Here is a 22,721-nt window from a genome sequence, read left to right as displayed (position 1 = left end):
CGTGCAGTTTACCGGCCGTACCGCCCGACCGCCTGATTGGCGCATCGCGGTTTACTGAAGTGGCTTCGCTATAAGATGCAGACCATGAAAAATCGAGGTTTGCCATGACGTCTTTTGCAATCGAAACGCCGGTCTCCGTGGGCTGGATCGGCGCAGGGCGGCTGGCGCGGGCATTGGCCACTCGGGCCCATGGTGCGGGCGTACGCACCGTGGCGGTTGCCAACCGCTCAAGCGCACCCGCCGCGTGGCTCGCGCAAACCACAGGCGCCAAGGCGGTCGACCCGCAAGGCGTGGCGGATACCGCCGACTGGGTGTTCGTGACCGTGCCGGATGACGCCATCCCGGGCGTGGTCGACAACGTACGCTGGCGGCCCGGCCAACTCGTCATCCATTGCAGCGGCGCCGGCGAGCGCGACTTGCTGGACGGCGCCCGCCGGTGCGGCGCGGATACCGCCAGCTTTCATCCGCTGTTTCTGTTTGCCGGCTTGCCCGACGATGCCGAACGTCTGGGCGGCGCGTCCATCGCCATTGATGCTGATGCGCCGCACGACGCGGCGCTCGCCAGCTTTGCACTGCGGCTCGGCTGCACGCCGTTGAAAGTGCGTGCCGGGCAACGTGCTCTGTATCACGCCGGTGCCAATTACGCCGCCAGCTTCCTGCTGTGCGCACTCCACGAAGCCGCCACGTTGTGGGAGGCCGCAGGCATCGACCGTGATGCCGCTGTGGCCGCCATGTGGCCGCTGGTGGACGGCACGCTGGCTGCGGCACGCGCCCGCGGCCTGGCTGGGGCACTGGCAGGCCCGGTCTCGCGCGGAGACGGCGGCGTCATCGACAAACACCTGCAAGCGCTCGATGCATTGGGCGCCGATCACGCCGCGCTGTACACCGCACTCACACGGCGTGCGCTGGCATTGGCAGCCGAACGCGGCGCGCCTTCCGCAGACGTGCTGGCCGACCTCGCTGCGCGACTCAACACCGCTTAATAGCGTCGTCGGCATCATTGGCATTGGACTGCGCGCATGCACCAATCGGGCGCGCAGCCTACAATCGGCAGCTTGCTTGCATGCCCGTTCTGCCATGTCCCAACGTCCACACACATCGCCATCTCCTGCTGCGCATGACGCTGCAGACCGCCCGTCGTCTGGCGCGCTGATCCTGCTCGTTGTCGGGCTGGTGCTGGTGGGCGTGAACCTGCGGCCCGCGCTGTCGAGCCTGTCGCCGGTGTTGAAACAAGTGACAGCCGGCACCGGGCTGTCGGGCGCCACGGCAGGGTTGCTGACGACGCTGCCCGTGCTGTGCCTGGGCCTGTTTGCGCCTGCGGCGGCGATGTTGGCTCGGCGTTTTGGTGCAGAACGCGCCGTGGGCGGCTTGCTCATTGCGCTGGCGGTTGGCATTGCGTTGCGCAGCGCAGGCGGCGTTGCACCGTTGTTCATCGGGACGCTGGCAGCGGGCGCCTGCATTGGCGTCACGGGCATTCTGTTGCCGGGCATCGTCAAGCGGGATTTCGGCCGCCAGGCTGACCTGATGACCGGCGTCTACACCATGGCGCTGTGCTTCGGTGCCGCGGTGGCAGCCGGGGCAAGCGCGCCGCTTTCGGCATGGCTGGGCGGCTGGCAGCCCGCGCTGGCATTCTGGGCCCTGCCCGCGCTGCTGGCCTTCGTCGGCTGGTGGCCGCATATGCGGCATGCGCACGGCAAGGGCGCAGCCACTCGGCTTCAGCGCGTGTCACTGTGGAACAAGCCGATCGCCTGGCAGGTGACGCTCTACATGGGGCTGCAATCGTCGCTGGCGTATTGCGTGTTCGGCTGGCTGCCCGTGATCCTGCAAGACCGCGGGCTATCTGCCGTGCAATCGGGCGTGGTGGTGGCGGTGTCGATTCTTGTGCAGCTCATCACCGCGCTGGGCGGACCATTCGTGGCGCGGCTCGGGCGCGATCAGCGCCCCGCCGTGTTCCTGATGATGCTGATGTGCTGGGCCGGCCTGATGGGCTGCCTGTATGCGCCGCTGTCGACGCTGTGGTGGTGGGCGGTGTTGCTGGGGCTTGGCCAGGGCGGCAACTTCAGCGTGGCGCTATCGCTGATCGTGCTGCGCTCGGCCGATACGCGCGTGGCGGCAAGCCTGTCGGCCATGACGCAGGGCATTGGCTACACCATGGCTGCCGCGGGGCCGTATCTCATGGGGGTGCTGCACGATCTGACCGGCAGCTGGGCCGTGATGGGCTGGCTGTTCAGCGCAATTGCGCTAGCCTCGCTCGTGGCGGGGTCGCTCGCCGGGCGCAACCGCACGCTGCACGCCGGCGAGTAATTCATTGACTGCAAGGCTTTATTCAAGCCTTGTGCTTCAACGTCCAGTTGGCCAGCGCCTGCATCTGCTCGGTGATCAGGCCAGCGATGCGCTCGTCGGTGAGATCGCCATCAGCAGAGAAGCCGCCAGCAAACGCGTTGGCAAACACTTCCGGCTTGTTCAGCGGATGCAGGTCCAGATACACGCACACCTGACGCAGGTGGTACTGCGCGCGCGACGTGCCCATGCCGCCGCCCGCACCCAGGATCGCGACGGGCTTGCCTGCCAGCAGCGCGTTGTTGGGCTCGCGCGAGGCCCAGTCCAGAATGTTCTTCAGCGCCGGCGCCAGCGAGTAGTTGTATTCAGGGCAGGCCAGCACCAGCGCATCGGCGCGCCCGATCTGTTCGAGCACGCGCACCACCGAAGCAGGCTTGTCCGTGATGTCGGCGTTATAGAACGGAATATCCGTCAGGTCGGCCACGTCCATTTCAACGCCGGCGGGAAGGCGGGCGGACGCCGCACGGAGCAGGCCCTGGTTGGTGGATTTGCGGCGCAGGCTGCCGGCAATGCCGAGAAAATTCAGCGACATGAAGAACGACTCCGTCAATGTTGGGACTGGCGAGAATAACGGACATTCGCCGGATCAAGAAGAGGTCACCGCCTGGGCAGCATGTGCCTGCCGGCGATACCACACGCCATACACCACCAACAGCGCGACCATGAACGGCACGCCGCACAGCAGTGTCATCCGGAACTCGGGCGTGAAGTAGGTGGTAACCAGCGCCGCCGCCATCAGCCCCGCACCCGCCAACGACGTCACCGGGAACCCCCACATGCGAAACGCCAACACCTGGCCGCGGTGCTGGCGGCGGAAGAACAGGTGCGTGATGAAGATCATCAGCCACGTCAGCATCGCGCCGAACATCGACACCGACATCATCAGCAGGAAGGCGCTGTCCGGGTACATCGCGTTGAGCACGGTGGCCACCGCAATACCAACTGCCGAAAGCAGCAAGGCCCCCGTCGGCACACCGCTTGCATTCAGGCGGCCGAGCGCCTTGGGTGCATAACCAGCGCGCGACAGGCTGAACATCATTCGCGTGGTGATGTAGAGCTGGCTATTCATGGCCGACAGCGCGGCCACCAGGATCACGAAGTTGAAGACGCCGGCAGCGCCAGGCACGGATGTCGCGGCCATCACTTTCACGAACGGGCTTTCGTTGGCACCGGCCTCCGTCCACGGCACGATGGCAAGCATCAGCGCAAGCGTCAGCAGATAGAACACGACGAGCCGGATCATCGTAGCCCGGAAGGCGCTCGTGATGGCCTTGTGCGGATCGCGCGCCTCGCCGGCGGCCACGGCAATCATCTCGATGCTCAGGTAGCTAAAGATTGACACGATCACGGCCACCCACGTGCCCCACGCTCCCTTCGGAAAAAAGCCTCCCTGCACCCGGTAATTCGCCAGGCCAATGCCTGAAGCTGCCGGCGCGCTGAACACCACGTACGCCCCCAGCAGGATGAAACCGACGATGGCCGCGATCTTCAACATCGAGAACACGTACTCGACTGCGCCGAACATCTTCACGCTGACCACATTGACGCCGATGAGCGCCGCCGAAAAGCCCACGATCCAATACCAGCCGGGCACCGCGGGAAACCAGTACTTCATGTACACAGCGATGGCCGTCACCTCCGCGCCTACCGCCAGCACGATCGAAGACCAGTACGCATAGCGCACCAGAAACCCGGCCCACGGCGCGATGTAGTGCTCGGCATAGGCGCCGAACGAACCGGAGGTCGGATGGGCGACCGTCATTTCGGCCAGGCAGCCCATGAGCAGCAAGGCAATCAGCGCGCCGATCGCGTAGCTCACCAGAACGGCGGGCCCGGCAAACCCGATGGCGAAACCGCTGCCCAGGAACAGGCCCGTGCCAATCGCACCACCAATGGCAATCATCGACAGCTGACCGGTGGACAGGCCTCGGTGCAGCCCCTTTTCCCGCTCGACGATCGCGTCGAATCCATGTTGTTGCTTCACGGCGTGTCTCCTTGCTGCGGCCGGCGCCACACCAGCGCGGCCGCTTGTTTGTCGTTGGATTGCCGGGGTGCCTGGGGCTCAGGTCACCGACTTGCGCGCGAGGAATTCTGGTGCGTTCCACGCGCAGGTCGCGATGATGTCCTTGAGCGCGGCGATGGTGTCCCAGATATCGACGTAGCGGACATAGAGCGGCGCGAAGCCGAAGCGCAGAATGTCGGGCGCCCGGAAGTCGCCGATCACGTTGCGGGCGATGAGCGCCTGCATGATGGCGTAGCCAGCTTCGTGCGTGAGCGAAACCTGGCTGCCACGCTGATCGGCATCACGCGGCGACGCCAGCCCGCAGCCGAGGCCAACGAGTTCCTGATCGGCCAGCGTGATGAACAGGTTGCCCAGCGCAACGCTCTTCGCGCGCAGCGTGTCGAGATCCACGCCATCGAATACCTCGAGCGCGCTTTCCAGCGCAATCACGCCGAGCTGCGGGGCGGTGCCCGTCAGCATGCGGTCGATGGCAGGATGTGGTGCGTAATCGTGCGTGAACTCAAACGGCTTGGCATGGCCATGCCAGCCCGTCAGCGGTTGGCGAATTGCCGCCAGATGGCGCGACGCAACAAACACGAACGCCGGTGCGCCGGGGCCACCATTCAGATACTTGTAGCCGCAGCCAACGGCAAAATCTGCCCCGCACGCGTTCAGGTGCACGGGCATGGCACCAGCCGTATGGCACAAGTCCCAGACGATCAACGCGCCGACTTCATGTGCCCGGCGGGTGACGGCTTCCATGTCATAACGTTTGCCGGTCTTGTAGTTCACGTGCGTGAGCGACACGATGGCTACGGTCTCGTCGATGGCGCCCAGCACGTCGTCCGGATCGACACAGCGAAGCTCGCAACCGGTCATCTCAGCCACGCTGCTCGCGATGTACACGTCGGTCGGGAAGTTCGTGCGCTCGGCCAGGATCACCCGGCGCCCCGGCTGCATGCGGGTGGCAGCCACGAGCACCTTGAACAGGTTCACCGACGTGGAGTCGGCCACGATCACCTCGCCCTGCCCTGCACCGATCAGCTTGGCGATCTTGTCGCCGGTGCGCTGCGGTGCGGGGTACCAGTCGGCGTCGTTCCACGAACGGATCAGGCCATGGGCCCACTCGTGCTCCAGCGCCTGTTTCATGCGTGCCGGCACATGGGCCGGCATGGCACCCAGCGAGTTGCCGTCGAGGTAAATCGTGTCCGCGGGCAGGTTGAAGCGCGTGCGGCAATGGGCCAGCGTATCGGCGGCATCCAATGCGGCGCACGCGTCCCAAGTGATCGTCAAAGTCATGGTGTCTTGCTGTGTATTGAAAGGAGCGTGGTGCGGCCGTTCTGGATCAGGCTGCATCGGGCAAATCGAAGAAGCGCGCGGCATTGCCGCCCAGGATCTTGGCCTTGGCGGCGTCGCTCAGGTCTGCATGGTTGGCCACGAGGTCGCCAATCTTTTGTTCACCCAGCGGGAACGGGTAGTCGGAGCCAAGCAAGACGCGGTCTTCGCCCATGGTGTCGACAAGCAGGCTCAAGGCACGCGGGTCGAATACCGCGCTGTCCACGTGGAAGCGGTCGAGATACGAGGCGGGAGGATTCGGGCAGTCTTCACGCACGATGTCGCGCTGCTCCCATGCGTTCTGCACGCGTCCGAGCAGGAACGCGAAGCTGCCGCCGCCGTGCGCGAAGCACAGCTTGAGCGACTTGGGAATCCGCTCGAACGCGCCGGAAAGGATGAGCGAAACCATACTCAGTTGCGTCTCTGCCGGCATGGCAACCAGCCACGGCAGCATCCATCTCTTCATGCGGCCGTCGGTCATCATGTCCCACGGATGCACGAGCACGGGAATGCCGTCGTCAGCGCAGTGCGTAAGGAACGTGACGAGGTGGGCGTCGTCCAGATCGCGCGGCCCCAGGTGATTGCCGATCTGCACGCCGTGATGGCCTGAGCGGTGCGCGCGCGTCGCCTCGCAGCATGCCAGGTCGATGTCTTGCAGCGGCACCTGCGCGAGTGCCTTGAGGCGCTTCGGCGCATACGCGCAAAGTTCGAGCGCACGGTCATTCATGCGCATGGCCCAATCATGTGTGGTGGCGCCGTCGTAGCCGTAGCCAAACATCACGGGCGTGGCACAAACCAACTGCACGTCCACGCCGAGCGCGTCCATCTCTTCGATGCGCTTGGCGGGGTCCCACAGCGCGCGGTAAACGGGGCGAAAGGCGCGGTCGCCCGCCATGATCATGCCGCGTTCGCCGCCGGCATCAGTGCGCAGCCACGGGGCTGTCTCTGCATCAAGCCGCGCTGCCTCCTCCCGTGTGACAGGCGGGAAGAAGTGCGAATGCATGTCGATTCGAAGTGTCATCGTCGATTGCGATTTCTTTATTGCGTGTGATGAGGCGCCAGAGCGTCAGGCTGCCTTGCCCGGGTGGATATGGCCGCATTGCTGGCAACGGCGTTTGTCTTCAGAGGCGTAGAACGCTTCGAACAGCGGCGGAAGATCACGCACAATGCTCTTGAGCTGCACCTCGACGCGGTGCACGAGATGCCCACACGCATCGCAGTACCACTCGAAACCATCCAACGCGCCTGCCGGACGCTGCCGCTCGATGACCAGGCAGACGCTGCCCGCCTCCGGCCGTTGCGGCGAGTGCCGTACGTGCGGGGGCAGCAGAAAGATGTCGCCTTCCTTCAAGTCGAGGCGCTCACGTTTGCCGTCAATCCAGAGGTTCAGGTACGCATTGCCGCGCATCTGATAGAAAAACTCTTCGAACGGATCGTCGTGATAATCCGTGCGGTGGTTCGGCCCACCCACGACCGTCACGATGAAATCGCTGTCCTGCCACACCTGCTGATTGCCGACAGGCGGCTTGAGGAGGTGCTCGTGTTCATCGATCCATCGCTGGAAGTTGAACGGCTTTCCATACGTCAACATGTCTCGCTCCTTGCGGCCTGGCGTTGTCGTTATCGTTGTTCGCGGTGCTGCCTGCGTTATCGCTTGGGCGCGTACGCAATCGCCTTCATCTCGATCACCAGATGCGGATGCGGCAACTGGTGTACCGCCACCGTCGTACGCGTCGGGCCGGTCTCGTCAAAGTACTCGCCATACACCGCGTTGTAGCCGGCGAAGTCGTTCATATTGACCAGGAAGGAAGTGATCTCGACCAGGTTCGACAGGTCTGCGCCTTCGCTGCGCAGGATGTCCCGGATGTTTTCGATCACGACACGGGTCTGTTCGCGAATGTCGAGTTCGGTCGTGCCCAAAGCGTCGGCGGAGGCACCTGCAATCGTGTTGTCCGGACGGCGCGAGCTGGTGCCCGAGACGAACAGGAAATCGCCCGCGCGCGTAATGTGCGGGAAACGGCCACGCGGCTTGGCCTTGCCATCAACGAGGCGTCCTTGCGGATTGGTTTCAGTGGTCATAGCAATCTGGCGCGCTGTTGGCGCTCAATAGGTCATGGCTCAATAGGTCGTGAATTCCGTGGTGCCCAGTGCGCTGACCACGCACTGCACGTGCGCGCCGCGCGGCAGCGCGTGTGCGGCAGTCGCCGCGCCGGCCATGATGAGCGAGCCGGACGGCAGCACAAGGCCGCTCTGCGAGACGAGACGCGATGCCTGCACGACAGAGCGCAGCGGGTCACCCAGAATGGCCGCAGTGGAGCCAACCTGCACGGCATGTCCATCCACACGCATGAGGACGCCCGCATTACGCAGCGTGTCAAAGCGACGGGACCACGGTCCAATAACGAGCCCCGCAGACGAGCAGTTGTCGGCCACCACGTCTTCCAGCGTGAACTTGAAGTTGCGGTAGCGCGAATCGATGATCTCCATGGCAGGCGCCACGGCTTCCAGATAGCTCGCGGCTTCCAGCAGCGTGAGCGGTCGGTCAATCTCTCGGCTGGTCAGGAAGCACACTTCCGGCTCCACACGCGGGTGAATGAAGCGATCCAGCGATACCCGCCCGCCGTCTTCTTCAAGCATGCTGTCGGTCAGCCAGCCCCAGATCAGGCTATCGACGCCCATCTGCACCATCTTGGCCCGGCTGGTAAAGCCCAGCTTGACGCCCACCATGCTTTCACCGCGATGGATGCGGCGCTCGATCGACGCTCGCTGGATTTCGTAAGCTTCGTCCAGCGAAAAGCCCGCGTCGTCGGTCGACTGCGCAATGGGCTCTGCATAGCGCGCTGCGTCGTCAATACGTGCGGCAATGGCGTTGAGATCGGTCATGCGGCCTCCTTGCCCGGCAACTTCAGCGCGGACTCGCGTGCTTTCAGCATGTCGAGCGCTACGTCGACGATCATGTCTTCCTGACCGCCCACCATGCGGCGGCGGCCCAACTCGACCATGATGTCGAACGCAGACAACCCGTACTTGGCCGCTGCTGTTTCGGTATGGCGCAGGAAGCTCGAATACACACCGGCGTAGCCCAGCGCCAGCGTTTCGCGATCGACGCGCACGGGTCGCTCCTGCAGCGGCCGCACGATATCTTCTGCCGCGTCGATCAGCTTCTTCACGTCACAACCGTGGTGCAAGCCCATGCGGTCAACTGCAGCAATGAAGACTTCCAGCGGCGCGTTGCCGGCGCCCGCGCCCATGCCCGTTAGCGAGGCGTCCACGCGGTCACATCCGTGTTCCAGCGCAACGATGGAGTTCGCCACACCCAGCGAGAGGTTGTGGTGCGCATGCATGCCCGTTTGCGTCGCGGGGTCCAATACTGCTTTTAGTGCGTCGAAGCGCTCGGCCACATCGCGCATGCTGAGCGCGCCGCCAGAATCCACCACATAGACGCATTGCGCGCCGTAGCTTTCCATCAACTTCGCCTGCACGCTCAGCGCTTGCGGGGAGGTCATGTGCGACATCATCAGGAAGCCGACGGTATCCATGCCGAGCGAGCGGGCGTACTCGATGTGCTGCCTGGAGATGTCCGCCTCGGTGCAGTGGGTGGCGATGCGCACGACACGTGCACCGGCATCGTAGGCGGCGCGCAAGTCATGGACGGTGCCGATGCCGGGCAGCAGCAACGTCGCCACGCGGGCACGTTTGACGGTGCCGGCAACGGCGGCGATCCACTCCAGATCCGTGTGTGCGCCAAAGCCGTAGTTGAAGCTCGAACCCGACAATCCGTCGCCGTGCGCAACTTCGATGCTGTCGACACCCGCCTCATCCAGCGCCCGGGCAATGGCAACCGCCTGCTCGAGCGAATACTGATGGCGAATCGCGTGCATGCCGTCGCGCAGCGTCACGTCCGAGACGTAGATTTTCTTGGCGTCGGTCTTGGTAATCGTGGTCATGGCCGATCCTCCGTCAGGCTGCTGCGCGGCTTGCCGCGATCTGCTCGGCAGCAGCCAGCGCTGCCGAGGTCATGATGTCCAGGTTGCCCGCGTACGACGGCAGGTAATGCGCGGCGCCTTCCACCTCTAGGAAGACGCTCACCTTCAACCCTGCGCGGCGGTCATTCGCATGCAGTGCCAGCGGACTGTCAGCGGTGTAGCGGTCAAACTGGACAGCCTGTTTGAGCCGATAGCCCGGTACGTAGCTGGCGACAGCCGCCACCATGGCTTCGATCGAGTCTGCAATGGCGACGGTGTCTGCATCTTTGTCGGTGAGGCAATAGACGGTGTCGCGCATCATCAACGGCGGCTCGGCAGGGTTCAGCACGATGATGGCCTTGCCACGCGCCGCGCCGCCCACGGTTTCGATGGCCTTCGAAGTCGTCTCCGTGAACTCGTCGATGTTGGCGCGCGTACCGGGGCCGGCAGAACGGCTCGCGATGGAAGCAACAATCTCCGCATAGTGCACAGGAGCAACCCGCGAGACCGCAGCCACGATGGGAATCGTTGCCTGGCCGCCGCAGGTCACCATGTTCACATTGGGCGCTTCGACATGCTCGAACAGGTTCACCACTGGCACGACGAAAGGTCCGATGGCTGCGGGCGTCAAGTCGATCACCTGAACGCCATGCTGGCGCAGCACCTTTGCGTGGTGGGCGTGCGCGCTGGCGGAGGTCGCGTCAAACGCGATCCGGATATCGCCAAAGTTGGGCATCGCGACCAGCCCGTCGATGCCGCCCGAGGTGTTGGGCACGCCAAGTCGAGTGGCGCGGGCCAGCCCGTCGGAATTGGGGTCGATGCCGACCATCGCGCCCATCTCCAGATGCTGGGCGTTGCGCAGCACCTTGATCATTAAATCGGTACCGATATTGCCGGAGCCAATGATGGCGACAGCTTGCTTGGATTTGCCCTTCATTGCGCGGGATCCGGTTGGGTGGAAAAACAAGCGCTCACACTGCCGAGGCCTTCGATATGTGCGGTAAAGACGTCGCCTGGGATGACAGCCGCCATCGGCCCGAGTGCACCTGTGAGCACGATGTCGCCGGCCCGAAGCGGCGCGTTCACACGGGTCATGGTGTTGGCCAGCCAGAGCGCAGCGTGCAGCGGGTTACCGAGGCATGCTGCCCCGGCGCCTACGCTCACCTGATCGCCGCGACGCTCTATCACCATGCCGCATTGGATGGCGTCAAACGCATCAAGCTTGACCGGACGGTTGCCGAGTACAAACAAGCCACTGGACGCGTTGTCGGCCACCGTGTCGGTCAGGCGGATGTCCCAGTTGGCGATACGGCTGCCGACGATCTCAATGGCGGGCAGCGCGTAGGCCGTCGCGCGAATCAGGTCGGCAATGGTGTGGCGCTCGTGCGGCAGATCGTGCTCCAGCACCAGCGCGATCTCGGCTTCCACCTTCGGTTGCAGCGTGCGAGACAAGGCAATCTCTTCGCCATCGGCAATCGCCATGTCGTCGAACAGCATGCCGAAGTCGGGTTGATCGACGCCCAGTTGAGCCTGCACCGCCTTGGACGTCAGTCCAATCTTGCGGCCGACCAACCGCCGGCCACTGGCAAGCTTGCGCTCCGTGTTGACGCGCTGCACGGCATACGCCGCCTCCAGCGGATCGCCGCCAAGCGCGGCAATCGCGTCACGCACGGGCGCGCGTGGTGTGCGGTCCTGCTCGGCTTGCCACAGTTGATGCGCCAACGCGACGGCCGCGTTCATATCGATGGTGCTCATGCGACCCTCACGCAGACGTTGGTCAACTCGGAATAGAAATCGAGCGAATGCCGCCCGCCCTCACGGCCAATGCCGGAGAGCTTTGCGCCACCGAACGGCGTACGCAGGTCGCGCACGAACCAAGCGTTTATCCACACGATGCCCGTTTCGATCTGCTTGGCAACGCGATGGCCGCGTGCGAGCTGCGTGGTCCAGATGCTGGCGGCCAGGCCATAGGCGCTGTCATTCACGCGGCGGATCACCTCGTCCTCCGCGTCAAACGGGGCGATGTGGCACACCGGCCCGAAGATTTCCTCTTTCACGCAGCGCGCCGTGTCTGGCAGCCCGGTCCAGATGGTCGGCTGGACAAAGGCTCCGTCGTCTCGGGCGTCGCCAAACTGCGGTACACCTCCGCCGGTGACGACTGTCGCGCCCTCTTCCACGGCCAAGCGGAAGTAGGACAGCACCTTTTCCCGATGGCCGCGCGAGATGAGCGGCCCCATGGTGGTGGCCGGGTCGTCCGGTGCGCCGACACACAGCTGCTCTGTGCGTTCTTTCAGCGCTGCAACAAAGCGATCGAAGATCGGTCGCTCAACATACACACGCTCGCTGCACAGGCACACCTGCCCGGCATTGGTGAAGCTCGATTTGACGACGCCCTCCACCGCGGCGTCGAAATCCGCATCGGCAAACACCACTGCGGCGTTCTTGCCGCCCAGCTCGAACGAGATCTCTTTCACACCGTCGGCGACGGTCTTCATGATGGCGCTGCCGGTGCGCGATTCACCCGTGAAGGTGATGGCGCTGATGTCCGGATGTCGCGTGAGGAACTCCCCTGCGGCGTTCGGGCCATGACCGTGGATCAGGTTGAACACGCCAGGCGGCAAGCCCACATCGTGCATGACCTCCGCCAGTAGCGTGGCTGAACCCGGCGTCTCTTCCGACGGCTTGGCGACAACGCAGTTGCCCATGGCCAGCGCAGGCGCGACCTTCCACGTAAAGAGGAGCAGCGGCAGGTTCCACGGCGAGATGATGCCGATCACGCCCAGCGGCTTGCGTCGCACGTAGTTGATGTACTCGCTGCCGTCGGGCGTATGCGTCTCGAAGAACTCGCTGTTGGCCGTGCGAATCAGGTCGGCAAACGTGCGGAAGTTGGCGATGCCGCGTGCCACGTCAAGCGTGCGGGCCTGCGTAAGCGGACGGCCGGTGTCGGCCACTTCAGCGGCAACAAAGTCTTCGAAGCGTGCCTGGATGCCGTCGGCAATGCGGTTCAACCAATCTGCGCGCTGGGCGGGGGTGGTGTCGCGCCAGCCCGAGAGTTGAGCGGCGCGTGCCGCGCGCACGGCCCGGTCAACGGCAGCTGCATCGGCCTCGCATACCTGTGCGACCAGCGTGCCGTCGACAGGGCTGACATCGGCAAACGTGGTGGCGCTTGCCACGAACTCACCATCGATGTAGTGCCGTAAAAGCCGCGGTGCGCGCGCGGCGTCAGCCGGTTCCTGGTTCACAACGTCTCCTGCTCTTGTTGAAGTGTTGGCAGGAGTCTAGGGACGCGCGGCGAAGAAGAACAATGAAACATTCGGCGCTGAGTATCCCAAACCGGAATACCAGCGCACGCCTTGTCCCGCTTGGCTTTCAGGAAAATATGCCGACGCCGGGTGTGGTGGCTTGCGCGGCTTCCCGCAGACATTCGATAAAGACCCCGCACGCTGCGCTCTGCTCCTTGTTTGAGCGCACCGAGAATCCCACGGTGCCAAACGCGGCCGTTTCCGGCAGGTCAAGAATGCGCACCAACCCTGCATCGGCAAACTGCCGGGCCGCCACGCGCGGCATCAGCGCAATGCGCGGCGTCTCCAGCAGCAGGCCGATGTTGGTCAACAGCGAGAGCGACTCGACGATATCGGTCGGCAGCGGCAGCCCTGCTGAGCGGAACAGGTGCTCCGCCGCCAGCCGCGCCGGGGAGTCCGGGGTCGGCAGAATCCAGGGCGAACCCGCCAGCTCCGACAGATGCGCCACGCGCTCCGGCAAAGCGCCATAGCCCTTGCCCACCACCACGCACAGCGATTCATCGAACAGCCCTTCGTGCGTCAACGGAAACGCACTGGCGATCGGCAGCTCCCGCTCGGGCAAGCGGCCAACGACGATGTCCAGATCGCCTGTCGCTAAAGCTGGAAACAGATGCGCCGTCGTCCCTTCGCGCACGGTAACGAGCACGTTGGGCGTGCGCGCCTTCACCATGGCAATGGCACGCGGCAGCAGCCGCGCTGATGCCGAGATCAACGTACCGACGATCACATGTCCGCTGGTGCCGAGCCGGAAGTCATTCAGTTCGTCGGTCATATAGCGCAACTCGGCCATGAGCGACTTCACGCGCCGGCCGAGCATGAGCCCCAGCTCCGTTGGCACGACACCGCGGTTGGAGCGCGAGAACAGCGCGCCGTCAAAGCACGATTCCAATTCGTGAATGACCTTCGTCACGGCGGGCTGCGTCAGCCGCATCTCGTTGGCGGCACGCACGACCGAGCGCGTCTCCAGCACGCGCTCGAAGATCATCAGTTGATTCAATTTCAGCCTGCGGATCAGAGAGATCTCGCTGAGCGGATTGGCTTGCATATCTGTTGTCATTCAAGGCGGGCGATGCACGATCGTAGCAGTCGCCCGCCCGTTCAGAACCCACGCTCAGGTCAGAACACGCCCATCATGCGAGACAGTTCCGAGACGTATTCGCCGTAGCGGGGGTCGCGCTTGATCTCGTCCGGTTGCCGTGGGCGGGGCAAGTCGATCTTCACATCGTGCTGCACGCGGCCGGGGCGTGGCGACATCACCAGCACGCGGTCGGACAGGAACACCGCCTCGTGGATGCTGTGCGTGACCAGAAGCACCGTCAGCGTGCTCTGTTGCCAGATGCGCAGCAACTCAACGTTGAGCTTGTCGCGCGTGAGGGCATCCAACGCGCCGAATGGCTCATCCATCAGCATCACACGTGGCTCAAGCAGCAGAATCTGTCCGATGGCCGCACGCTGACGCATGCCACCCGACAGCTCGTGCGGGTAGCGATCAACAAACTGCGTGAGTCCCAGCGTATCGAGCAGGCCCGGCAGACGCGCCTCGGTCTTCACGCTTGGGAGGTTGCGCAGCTTGGCGCCCAGGCGGATGTTGTCGCCCACCGTGAGCCACGGCAGCATGTTGCTGGTCTGGAAGACCACACCGATCTCTGGGACTGGCGCTGCAATCGACTTGCCGTCGACACGGATCTCACCCGCATCACAAGGCACCAGCCCCGCTACCATGCGCAGCAGCGTGCTCTTGCCGCAACCGCTAGGCCCCAGGATGGAGACGAACTCGCGCTGCCGCACCTGCATCGAGATGTCCTCAAGCGCATTGAACGCTGCGGCACCGCCGCGCGCGGCAAAGCGCTTACCGACGTTGTCGACATCGATCATCACGCGGGCCATCAGGTCCTGCGCTGCGGGGTGGGCAGCGGCGATCACTGCGGTTTCGCGCGGCACGGCGCGCGACAGATTGACGATTGCCATCAGACCGTGACTCCTCTCCACCAGACAGCACGCGAAACCCAATCGACGGCGGCGTAGAACACCATCGCCAGCGCCGTGACCATCAGAATGGCCGCAAAGCACAGCGGCGTTTGCGCATTCGACGTTGCGAACACGATCAGATGCCCCAGCCCAGCTTCCGAACCAATGAACTCGCCCACGATGGCGCCGATCACCGCCAGCGGCATGGCGATCTTCAGGCCGTCCATCAGCGCCGGCATGGCGGCAGGCAGACGCAAGTGCCAGAACGTGCGCGAAGCTGAGGCGCCCAGCGCGCGGAAGTGCTCGTCCAGGTTCTGCGGCACGCCCGCCAGGCCGCCCATCGTGGCGACCACGATCGGGAAAAACGCAAACAGCACCGCTGCGGCCAGCTTGGAGGTAAACCCATAGCCAAACCAGACGATCAACAGCGGCGCCAGCGCGATCTTCGGCATGCTCTGCAAAGCCGTCACGAGTGGAAACAGCGTGCGCCGGGCGATGGCCGAGGTGCTGGCCAGCAGCCCCAGCCCGAGCCCACTCACCAGCGCGAGCATGAAGCCCGCAAACACTTCGCCCGCAGTAGTAATGGAGTCGCTCAGCAACTGCGCGCGCATCTCCCAACCGGCCGAAAGCACGGACGACAACGATGGCCACACATACTCGGGCGCGCCGCTCCAGCGCACGCCAAATTCCCACACCAGCCCGACGACGATCCAGAACGCGGCGGTTTCCAGCGCGCGCCTCATGACTTGTCTCCGGGGGCATCCTTGTCGGCAGATTCGCCCTTGGGTGCCGCTGCGCCCGCCTTCTGCGCCACGAGGTGCGGGGGCGGCGGCACGACAAAGCGCTCGAAGCGGTACTGGTCGAACGACTCGATGCTGCGCTCCCACACCTGGGCTTGGCGCGGGTCGCGTTCGCCAATCTGTTCCATGTTGCAGTAGACCTCGACGTTGTTGCCGTCCGGGTCTTTGAAGACGAGGAAATAGTTGTCACCCGGGCCGTGGCGGCCGATGCCACGCACGATCTCCACGCCGTGCTCCTGCAGCACCTTGACGGAGCGCTCCATCTCTTCAACGCTGTCGATCAGGTAGGAGAAGTGCTCCAGCCCGGGGCGCGAGTAGCGCGGCAGGTCGTTGAAGTCGGGCGAATCCTTCGGCAGCTGGGACAGCGCCAGGTCATGGTGGTCAGCGCCAGCGCGCAGGAAGACCATCTGATCGCCAATCCAGTCCGACACCTTCAGGCCCAGGACTTCCGTATAGAACTTGGCCGAGCGCTGGATGTCCCGCACCATCAAAACCATGTGTCCGAGCCGCTTGGGACGCAAGCTGTTCATATGTCTCACTCCAATGTGCCCGTACGTGGCGGGCGGGTTGGGCAGTAGCCCCGAATTCAGTAGCCGCTCATTCAACGAAGCGGTTGGTGTACAGATCAGCTGGCTTGACCTTGCCGCCCAGGTCAAACGCACGCGACAGGAAATCGACGGTCCCGTTGATGCGTTCGGGGCGCAGCCAGCCGATCTTGTGCTTGCCTGGTTCGTCCGAGATCAGGCTGTTGGTTTCGGCAATCTGCTGCTGCAGGATGGCGCGATCGAGCAGCGGCTGCTGCGCGACGATCGCATCCACCGCAGCCTTGGGCTGGTCGCGCATGAACGCGTAGCCGCGGTACGTCGCTTCAACAAAGCGCTTGACCACATCCGGATGCTGCGCGATGTAGCGGTCGGTCGTGACAATACCGCTGCCCATCATGTCGAGGCCGAAGTCGCGGTAGAACACTTTGCCCAGCTTTTGCCCCGCGCGCTGCGCAAACGCCTGTTGCACAGCCAGGCTGGCGCCCTCCCAGCATTCAGACAGATCGATACGCTTTTGCAGCAGCGCCGTGTTGATCACCGCCGGATCCAGCCGCACCAGCTTGATGGCGTCGGGCGCCATGCCGTTCTGCTTCAGCCACGCCGGCACGATGTTCTGCACCGCCGATGCCCCGCCCCCGCCCAGCGTCATGCCGGCCAGATCCTTGAGCGAGGTCACCTTGAAGCCAGGCCGCTCCACGTAGCACATGGCACCCGGCCAGCGCGTGTTGACTGCGCCCACCATCACCGTGTGGCCACCGTGGGCACGGTTCAGGGTCACGCTCACGGGGTCGCCGTAACCGAACTCGAACAGCCCCGCGTCGACCTCGTTCACGGTGCGCTGGCCGCCATAGCCACGCATGACTGTCACGTCCAGGCCGGCCTCCTTGTAGTAACCCTTGGCCTGCGCAACCAGGATGCCGCCCGTGCTGCCCTGCGGCAGCCACGCCAGATTGACGCGCACGGCATCTGCCGCATGCGCTGCCGACAACATCCCTGCCCCCAGGCCTGCCGCGCACACGAGCCCGCGCGCCAGGGCACTCAACCGTTCCAGCATGTCTCCTCCGTCAAGATGGGTGTGACCGGACTGTGATCCGTGCGCGAAGTGCGTTATCCCTGCACCAGCGGATTCTCGATCGAACCGATCCCGTCGATGGACGCCACCATCACGTCGCCGGGCTTCAGGTAGATGCCGCGGCCCATGCCAACGCCCGTCGGCGTGCCGGTGGCAATTACATCGCCGGGCTGCAGCGTCAGGATCGACGACAGGTAGTGGATCTGCTCGGCCACGCTGAAGATCATCTCCGACGTGTTGCCGTCCTGCATGGTCTCGCCGTTGACCGTCAGCCGCATGCGCAGGTTCTGCGGCTCGGCAATACACGAACGGGGCACCAGCCATGGCCCCAGCGGCCCGAAGGTATCGAAACTCTTGCCGCGAAACCAGTCGTGTTTGAACGGATAGTCCGTTCGGCGGTTCAGATCGCGCGCGCTCACGTCGTTCAGCACGGTGTAGCCGGCCACGTAATCCAGCGCATCTTCAATGGCGATCTGGCGGCCGGGCTTGCCGATCACCACGGCCAGCTCCACCTCCCAGTCGACCCGTTCCGCCTGCGGCGGGATGCGCACCTCGGCCAGCGTCGGCACCACGCTGGTCTCGGCCTTCATGAACATGTAGGGCGTGCTTTCCCCGCGCGGGGCCAGCTCGGTGCCCATCTCGCGGGCATGCTCGTAATAGTTGGAGGCAGCGGCAAAGATGCGGCGCGGCGTGAACGGCACGCGCAGGCGGTAGCCGATGAGCGGCTTGGCGGCGATGGTGCCCTCGGCAATGGCGCGCGCCGCCGCCTCGAACTGCTGCACCGCAGCTGCGCCACTCTGGTCCCAGTCCCGGACGAGGGCATCGACGTCGATGGGCGTTGTGTCTCCCGTGGCCTCCTTCAACACGGTCTGCATGTCATACAGCGCGTCGCCCACGCTCAATCCAGCAGCAACGCGGCCATTCATTTCATAGCTTGCAATCCCGAAACTGATCACTTGTGTCCCCACTGTCGTGATGAGTGAATTTGTTTTGTATACATATACCAATCCATGTATTCAACATGTAACTAGCGTATACTCCCATTCCAGAAAAACCGGCGGACCATGGGGTTCTCCCGAGGCCAGCCGGCATTGCTGATACAGCGTGCGATGCATCGCATCGGGTTGCCCTGGGGGGCGGCTGGCGCATAATGCGACGCACGTCTGCGTAGACCACCGTTGCGCCCAACCCCACCGCTGACACGATGACGACGCTCTCTTCCAAAATCTATCGACTGCTGTGCGACGAGATCATCGACGGCACGCTTGAGCCAGGTCAGAAGCTCGAAGAAGCGGCGCTGGCCGAGCGCTTCAATGCGTCGCGCACGCCTATCCGCGAGGCTCTGCGTGAGCTGGCCGTCCGTGGGCTGGTCGAACTCACGCCGCGCAAGGGCGTGGTGGTGGCGCAATTCAGCATCGAAGAGCTGGCCGACATGCTCGAAGCCATGTGCGAGCTGGAAGCCCTGTGCTGCCGCCTGAGCGCGCAACGCATGAGCGTGGTGGAGAAGAAGCAGCTCGAAGTGCTCGAGAGCGACATGAACGAGGCCATCGCGCACGGCGACGAAGCGCTCTACTTCGAGCTCAATCGTGAGTTCCACGAGCTGATCTGCAAGGGCGCGCAGAGCAAATCGCTGGCGTCGATCATTGCGGTGCAGCGCCAGCGGCTGGCTGGTTTCCGGGCGGCGCAACCGGCATCGCCCACACGTTTTGAAGCCGCCACCGACGAGCACCGCGAGATCGTCTCCGCCATCCTCAGCGCCGATCCGGAGCGCGCCTACAACGCGATGCGCGACCACACCGCACGCCTGTCGATCGTCGTGCTCGGTCGCCTGAAGAAGCAGCACCGCAACCGCGCGAACGCCTGAGTCCTCATCCAAAACATTCATGCCGCCACCTGCTCGACCGGCGGCATCGAGAACCCCTGCGCATCGAGCTGCGCCAGCAGCGCCCCCGCCTGCACTGCACTGAACGCCGTCAAGGGCGGGCGCACAACGCTCCAGCCTTCGTGTTGCATGTGATGGGCCACCACGGCCTTTAGCGCCGGGATCATCGGCAGCGCCTGCACGATGGTGCGCAAGGCCGTCACCTTCGCTTCCCAGGTCGCTTGCTCTTCAGCCGTCGTAGCGGCAAGCAGGCGGGCAATCGCATGCGGCTGCAGGTTGGCCGTGGCAGAGATGCAACCGGCCGCGCCCAGCGGCAGCGCCTTGCAGAGCAGCGCTTCGGACGCTGGAAACACGGCAAATCCGGGAAAGCGCTTGAGCATCGCCTCGGTATTCGCCCAATCACCTGAGCTGTCCTTGATGCCGACCACGGTGTTCGGATAAGCCGCAACCAACCGCTCAATCAGCGCATGCGAAATCGGCACGCCCGTGAACTGCGGGATGTGATACAGCAGCACGCGCAAAGCGTCCGAGCCAACGGCCTGAATGACCTCGGAGTAATACGCGAACAGGCCGTCGTCGCTTACGCCCTGGTAGTAGAACGGCGGCAGCATCAGCACACCGGCGCAATGACCAGTCACGGCATGACGCGTCAACTCGATCGCTTCGGTCAATGCGCAGGCGCCCGTGCCCGGCAGCAGTTGCGCCGGGTCGATGTCGGCGGCAAACACAGCGTCGAGCATGGCGCGGCGCTCGGCCAGGCTCAGGGAATTCGCCTCGCTATTGGTGCCGAACACCGCCAGGCCCGCGCCCTGCCCGACAAGCCAGCGGCAAAACGCGACAAAGCGCGGTGTGTCGACGCCAAGGTCGGAGCGAAACGGCGTGACGACGGGCACGAACACGCGTGGCTTGCCAAATGCGGACATGCAGATCTCCTAAAGGGATGAACGAAGCGGAACGGCAACCGTCAGGCACGAAAGAAATCGAGCATCGCGTTGCCGAGCAACGTCTCGCCGGAATCGAAATGCGCGACCACCGAGGTGTGGTTGTGCCGGAGCATCTGCACGAAGCGCGGTGCCTGCACGGGGCGGCCCATAAGTTGGCGTGCCTGGGCTACGCGCTCGAAGAACGCCGCCCCATAGGCATCGAGATACGGGTTCTCGAATTCGGCCACGACCACCATCAGCGGCACGTCGATGTGGTGTGCATGGGTGAGCGGGGAGCGCTGTGCGTACAGCGAGGTGTCATCCCCGAAATACGCGCGTACGCCGGCGGCGTTCGGGTTGTCGGGTAATACGTCGGCGGCCACGCGGGCGCTGATCAGCACCGCGCCTGCCACGGGCGTTGTGCGCCGCACGGCCAATGCCGGATCGGCAAGATACGTGGCGACATGCGCGCCACCGGCCGAGTGGCCTACCAGAAACACCCGCTCCGAACTGCCGCCGAGTTCTGCGGCATGCGTGCGCACCCAGTCCAGCGCAGCGGCCACGTCCTCCGCCCCGGCGGGGTAAGGCGCGTCTGGCGCCAACCGGTATTCCACGTTGACGGCCACGCACCCTTGCCGCGCAAACCAGCGCGATACGTTGTCGTAAATCAGCCCATTGAAGCTCTTGCTGCCGCGCAGGAACGCACCGCCGTGCACGAACACCACCACATCGGCGTGGCCAGCCAAACGCGTTGCGGTATGAACAAACACATCGAGACGCTGCCGCTCATGCGGGCCGTACGGCACATCACGCCGGAGTTCACATCCATCGGCCGCGTCATTGGCGGCGGCGGCCACCAGCGGCGTGTATGCGTTGATCACCAGATCGCGATGCGCATTGATGTCGCGCCCCCAAACCGCGCCAATCTGCGCGAAGCGGTGCCGCAGCTCGGCGCAAAGATTTCCCAGCGGTTCCTGCAAAACCTGCATCCACAGCCTCCTGCATAGCACCCGAAAACAAGGTTCGGGACAAAGCGCACTGGCGCCAACCACCATCGGGTGGTGACTGGAAGCTATTCTGGTATATAAATTCATCTTTGTGTATACACAACATGTAAGTAGTATACCTAGTGAAGAGCGCGGTGAACTTAAGTCACAGTCGTGCCACTTTCCATCCCGGCGCACGCCGCCAAGCTTTGAGGACGTTCATGGACAAACTCCGCCATATCGCGCTTTCGGTTGAAGACCCAGAAGCCGCTGCCCAGTTCTTTGAGAAGGCCTTCGGTATGCGCCGCGCCGGCAACGCCATGCGCGGCATCTACATGACGGACGGCACGATGAACGTCGCGCTGCTCAACTTCAAGGACGAGACCGTGCCTGGCTACGCCGGCTTGAAAGACGTGCGCGGCGTGATCCACTTCGGCATGTGGGTCGACAGCGTGGAAGACACCGCCGCGCGCGTAGTCGCGGCAGGCGGCACCTACTTGACGGGCCGCCATGAAAAGAACCCGAACGTGTTCTACGAGGTGAAGTACCGCATGCCGGACGGCACGGTCTTCGACATCACGGAAAACGGCTGGAAAGGCGCGACAAAGGAAGTGGCGCCCACGCAGTCGTGAGCACCCTGGTGCCGCCCACGGTGCTTGCGTTGATTGCGTTGCCGGAATCGACAGTCGATGCGCTGCGCAGCCAGTACGCGCTGCACTACTGCCCAGACGGTATGGCGCCTGATGTGCCGTGTGCTGACACGATCCGGGCCGTTGTCACCAATGGCTCGACGGGGTTGTCTGGTGCCCACATGGCACAGTTGCCTGCGTTGGAAATCGTCTGCGCTTTCGGCGCGGGCTACGAGACCGTTGATGTGGAGGCCGCCGCGCGGCGCGGCATTGTCGTGACGCATGCACCGGGCACCAATGCAGAAACGGTTGCCGATCACGCCTTCGGCATGTTGCTGGCATTGGCGCGCGGCTATGCGCCGCTCACCGCTGCCGTGCAGCACGGGCGGTGGCAGCAGTCGCGCCAGGCTCGGCCTACGTTGACGGGAGCCTCGCTCGGCATTGTCGGAATGGGCCGCGTCGGCCGGTTGATTGCCGCTCGCGCGCAGGGCTTTGCGATGAAGGTCGGCTATCACGGCCGCCGCGCGCAAGCCGACGCGCCGGGCCGCTATTACGCCAGCCCCGCCGCTTTGGCCGCCGCGAGCGATTTCCTGGTCATCGCGTGCAATGGCGGACCCGAGACACGGCATCTGATCAATCGCTCGGTCCTGCAGGCGCTCGGCAGCTCGGGCTATGTCGTCAACGTATCGCGCGGCTCGGTGCTCGACACGCGGGCGCTGCTCGATGCGCTGGATGCGGGCGAGATTGCCGGCGCGGGGCTCGACGTCATCGAGAACGAGCCCGAGGTGCCGGCCGAGCTGTTCCGCCATCGCGATGTCCTGATCACGCCGCACATGGCGGGACGTTCGCCTGCGTCTTGGTTGGCACAGCGGGATGCGCTGCTCGCCAGCTTGTCGCAGCACTTCGCGCGCAAGCGCGTGCAACTGGCGGTGCCCACCGCCTGACCCCGCAGCGCGGCCAGCGCAAGTTGCG

The 22,721-nt window shown here is 64.3% G+C and carries 24 protein-coding genes; 5 read left to right on the top strand and 19 right to left on the bottom strand.

Translation table 11 applies throughout. The features are described 5' to 3' along the window. Positions 1–104 precede the first annotated feature (104 nt). Both NKG59_RS24610 and NKG59_RS24605 read left to right on the top strand, forming a co-directional pair. Positions 105–983, top strand: coding sequence for a Rossmann-like and DUF2520 domain-containing protein (locus NKG59_RS24610; protein WP_253542500.1), 879 nt, complete (start codon positions 105–107; stop codon positions 981–983). 94 nt (positions 984–1,077) lie between these two features. After that, positions 1,078–2,304: a CynX/NimT family MFS transporter gene (locus NKG59_RS24605; RefSeq protein WP_253542485.1), complete on the top strand. Its 1,227-nt coding sequence runs from the start codon at positions 1,078–1,080 to the stop codon at positions 2,302–2,304. Between the two features lie 22 nt (positions 2,305–2,326). On the opposite strand, the gene NKG59_RS24600 is transcribed toward NKG59_RS24605, so the two are convergent. The 17 genes from NKG59_RS24600 to NKG59_RS24520 all read right to left on the bottom strand — a co-directional run bounded on the left by NKG59_RS24600 (position 2,327) and on the right by NKG59_RS24520 (position 18,255). Beyond that, complete coding sequence (locus tag NKG59_RS24600) at positions 2,327–2,872, bottom strand: NADPH-dependent FMN reductase (RefSeq protein WP_253542482.1); 546 nt, start codon at positions 2,870–2,872, stop codon at positions 2,327–2,329. 54 nt (positions 2,873–2,926) lie between these two features. Beyond that, positions 2,927–4,324 (bottom strand): amino acid permease, encoded by a 1,398-nt coding sequence (locus NKG59_RS24595; RefSeq protein WP_253542479.1) that lies wholly within the window; start codon positions 4,322–4,324, stop codon positions 2,927–2,929. 78 nt (positions 4,325–4,402) lie between these two features. Continuing rightward, positions 4,403–5,641, bottom strand: coding sequence for a kynureninase (kynU, locus tag NKG59_RS24590; protein WP_253542476.1), 1,239 nt, complete (start codon positions 5,639–5,641; stop codon positions 4,403–4,405). 46 nt (positions 5,642–5,687) lie between these two features. After that, complete coding sequence (locus NKG59_RS24585) at positions 5,688–6,698, bottom strand: amidohydrolase family protein (protein WP_253542471.1); 1,011 nt, start codon at positions 6,696–6,698, stop codon at positions 5,688–5,690. A 45-nt stretch (positions 6,699–6,743) separates the two neighbouring features. Further along, positions 6,744–7,268, bottom strand: a complete 525-nt coding sequence (locus tag NKG59_RS24580; protein ID WP_253542468.1) for a 3-hydroxyanthranilate 3,4-dioxygenase — start codon at positions 7,266–7,268, stop codon at positions 6,744–6,746. A 56-nt stretch (positions 7,269–7,324) separates the two neighbouring features. After that, a complete protein-coding gene (locus NKG59_RS24575) occupies positions 7,325–7,756 on the bottom strand; it encodes a RidA family protein (protein WP_045206472.1) in 432 nt (143 codons plus the stop codon). Positions 7,757–7,795: 39 nt separating this feature from the next. Then, entirely contained in the window at positions 7,796–8,560 is a 765-nt protein-coding gene (locus NKG59_RS24570) for a 2-keto-4-pentenoate hydratase (protein WP_253542465.1), read from the bottom strand. After that, positions 8,557–9,624, bottom strand: a complete 1,068-nt coding sequence (dmpG, locus tag NKG59_RS24565) for a 4-hydroxy-2-oxovalerate aldolase (protein WP_045206470.1) — start codon at positions 9,622–9,624, stop codon at positions 8,557–8,559. Before dmpG ends, NKG59_RS24570 begins: the two co-directional genes overlap by 4 nt. A gap of 13 nt (positions 9,625–9,637) precedes the next feature. Then, positions 9,638–10,579 carry an acetaldehyde dehydrogenase (acetylating) gene (locus NKG59_RS24560; RefSeq protein ID WP_253542457.1) on the bottom strand — a complete coding sequence of 314 codons (942 nt, stop codon included), beginning with the start codon at positions 10,577–10,579 and terminating at the stop codon, positions 9,638–9,640. Then, positions 10,576–11,397: a 2-keto-4-pentenoate hydratase gene (locus NKG59_RS24555; protein ID WP_253542454.1), complete on the bottom strand. Its 822-nt coding sequence runs from the start codon at positions 11,395–11,397 to the stop codon at positions 10,576–10,578. Before NKG59_RS24555 ends, NKG59_RS24560 begins: the two co-directional genes overlap by 4 nt. Beyond that, positions 11,394–12,884, bottom strand: coding sequence for a 2-hydroxymuconic semialdehyde dehydrogenase (locus tag NKG59_RS24550; protein WP_253542445.1), 1,491 nt, complete (start codon positions 12,882–12,884; stop codon positions 11,394–11,396). The genes NKG59_RS24555 and NKG59_RS24550 overlap by 4 nt, the downstream gene beginning before the upstream one ends. Positions 12,885–13,011: 127 nt before the next feature. Continuing rightward, the gene (locus NKG59_RS24545; protein ID WP_253542443.1) at positions 13,012–13,989 is read right to left on the bottom strand and encodes a LysR substrate-binding domain-containing protein; all 978 of its coding nucleotides are present in this window, start codon (positions 13,987–13,989) and stop codon (positions 13,012–13,014) included. A 71-nt stretch (positions 13,990–14,060) separates the two neighbouring features. Next, positions 14,061–14,912, bottom strand: coding sequence for an ABC transporter ATP-binding protein (locus NKG59_RS24540; RefSeq protein ID WP_253542440.1), 852 nt, complete (start codon positions 14,910–14,912; stop codon positions 14,061–14,063). Further along, positions 14,912–15,655 (bottom strand): ABC transporter permease, encoded by a 744-nt coding sequence (locus tag NKG59_RS24535; protein WP_253542438.1) that lies wholly within the window; start codon positions 15,653–15,655, stop codon positions 14,912–14,914. Before NKG59_RS24535 ends, NKG59_RS24540 begins: the two co-directional genes overlap by 1 nt. After that, positions 15,652–16,242: a VOC family protein gene (locus NKG59_RS24530; RefSeq protein WP_045206464.1), complete on the bottom strand. Its 591-nt coding sequence runs from the start codon at positions 16,240–16,242 to the stop codon at positions 15,652–15,654. The genes NKG59_RS24535 and NKG59_RS24530 overlap by 4 nt, the downstream gene beginning before the upstream one ends. A 67-nt stretch (positions 16,243–16,309) precedes the next feature. Then, positions 16,310–17,311 carry an ABC transporter substrate-binding protein gene (locus NKG59_RS24525; RefSeq protein WP_253542436.1) on the bottom strand — a complete coding sequence of 334 codons (1,002 nt, stop codon included), beginning with the start codon at positions 17,309–17,311 and terminating at the stop codon, positions 16,310–16,312. A 53-nt stretch (positions 17,312–17,364) separates the two neighbouring features. Continuing rightward, positions 17,365–18,255 carry a fumarylacetoacetate hydrolase family protein gene (locus tag NKG59_RS24520; protein ID WP_045206461.1) on the bottom strand — a complete coding sequence of 297 codons (891 nt, stop codon included), beginning with the start codon at positions 18,253–18,255 and terminating at the stop codon, positions 17,365–17,367. Between the two features lie 278 nt (positions 18,256–18,533). Here NKG59_RS24520 and NKG59_RS24515 point away from each other — a divergent pair, with 278 nt between their 5' ends. Then, positions 18,534–19,193, top strand: a complete 660-nt coding sequence (locus tag NKG59_RS24515) for a GntR family transcriptional regulator (protein WP_045206458.1) — start codon at positions 18,534–18,536, stop codon at positions 19,191–19,193. 17 nt (positions 19,194–19,210) lie between these two features. Here NKG59_RS24515 and NKG59_RS24510 read toward each other — a convergent pair whose 3' ends face one another. Both NKG59_RS24510 and NKG59_RS24505 read right to left on the bottom strand, forming a co-directional pair. Further along, complete coding sequence (locus NKG59_RS24510; protein WP_253542434.1) at positions 19,211–20,134, bottom strand: dihydrodipicolinate synthase family protein; 924 nt, start codon at positions 20,132–20,134, stop codon at positions 19,211–19,213. A 41-nt stretch (positions 20,135–20,175) separates the two neighbouring features. Continuing rightward, positions 20,176–21,123, bottom strand: a complete 948-nt coding sequence (locus NKG59_RS24505) for an alpha/beta hydrolase (RefSeq protein WP_253542432.1) — start codon at positions 21,121–21,123, stop codon at positions 20,176–20,178. 218 nt (positions 21,124–21,341) lie between these two features. Between NKG59_RS24505 and NKG59_RS24500 the strand changes: the two genes are divergently transcribed. Beyond that, the gene (locus tag NKG59_RS24500) at positions 21,342–21,752 is read left to right on the top strand and encodes a VOC family protein (RefSeq protein ID WP_253542431.1); all 411 of its coding nucleotides are present in this window, start codon (positions 21,342–21,344) and stop codon (positions 21,750–21,752) included. Continuing rightward, a complete protein-coding gene (locus NKG59_RS24495) occupies positions 21,749–22,693 on the top strand; it encodes a 2-hydroxyacid dehydrogenase (protein ID WP_253542429.1) in 945 nt (314 codons plus the stop codon). The genes NKG59_RS24500 and NKG59_RS24495 overlap by 4 nt, the downstream gene beginning before the upstream one ends. The last annotated feature ends 28 nt before the right edge of the window (positions 22,694–22,721 follow it).

Origin of the sequence: Ralstonia chuxiongensis (assembly GCF_024158925.1) — a bacterium.
In the GTDB taxonomy this organism is placed as follows: domain Bacteria; phylum Pseudomonadota; class Gammaproteobacteria; order Burkholderiales; family Burkholderiaceae; genus Ralstonia; species Ralstonia chuxiongensis.
This window is presented reverse-complemented; position numbering and strand designations above follow the sequence as displayed.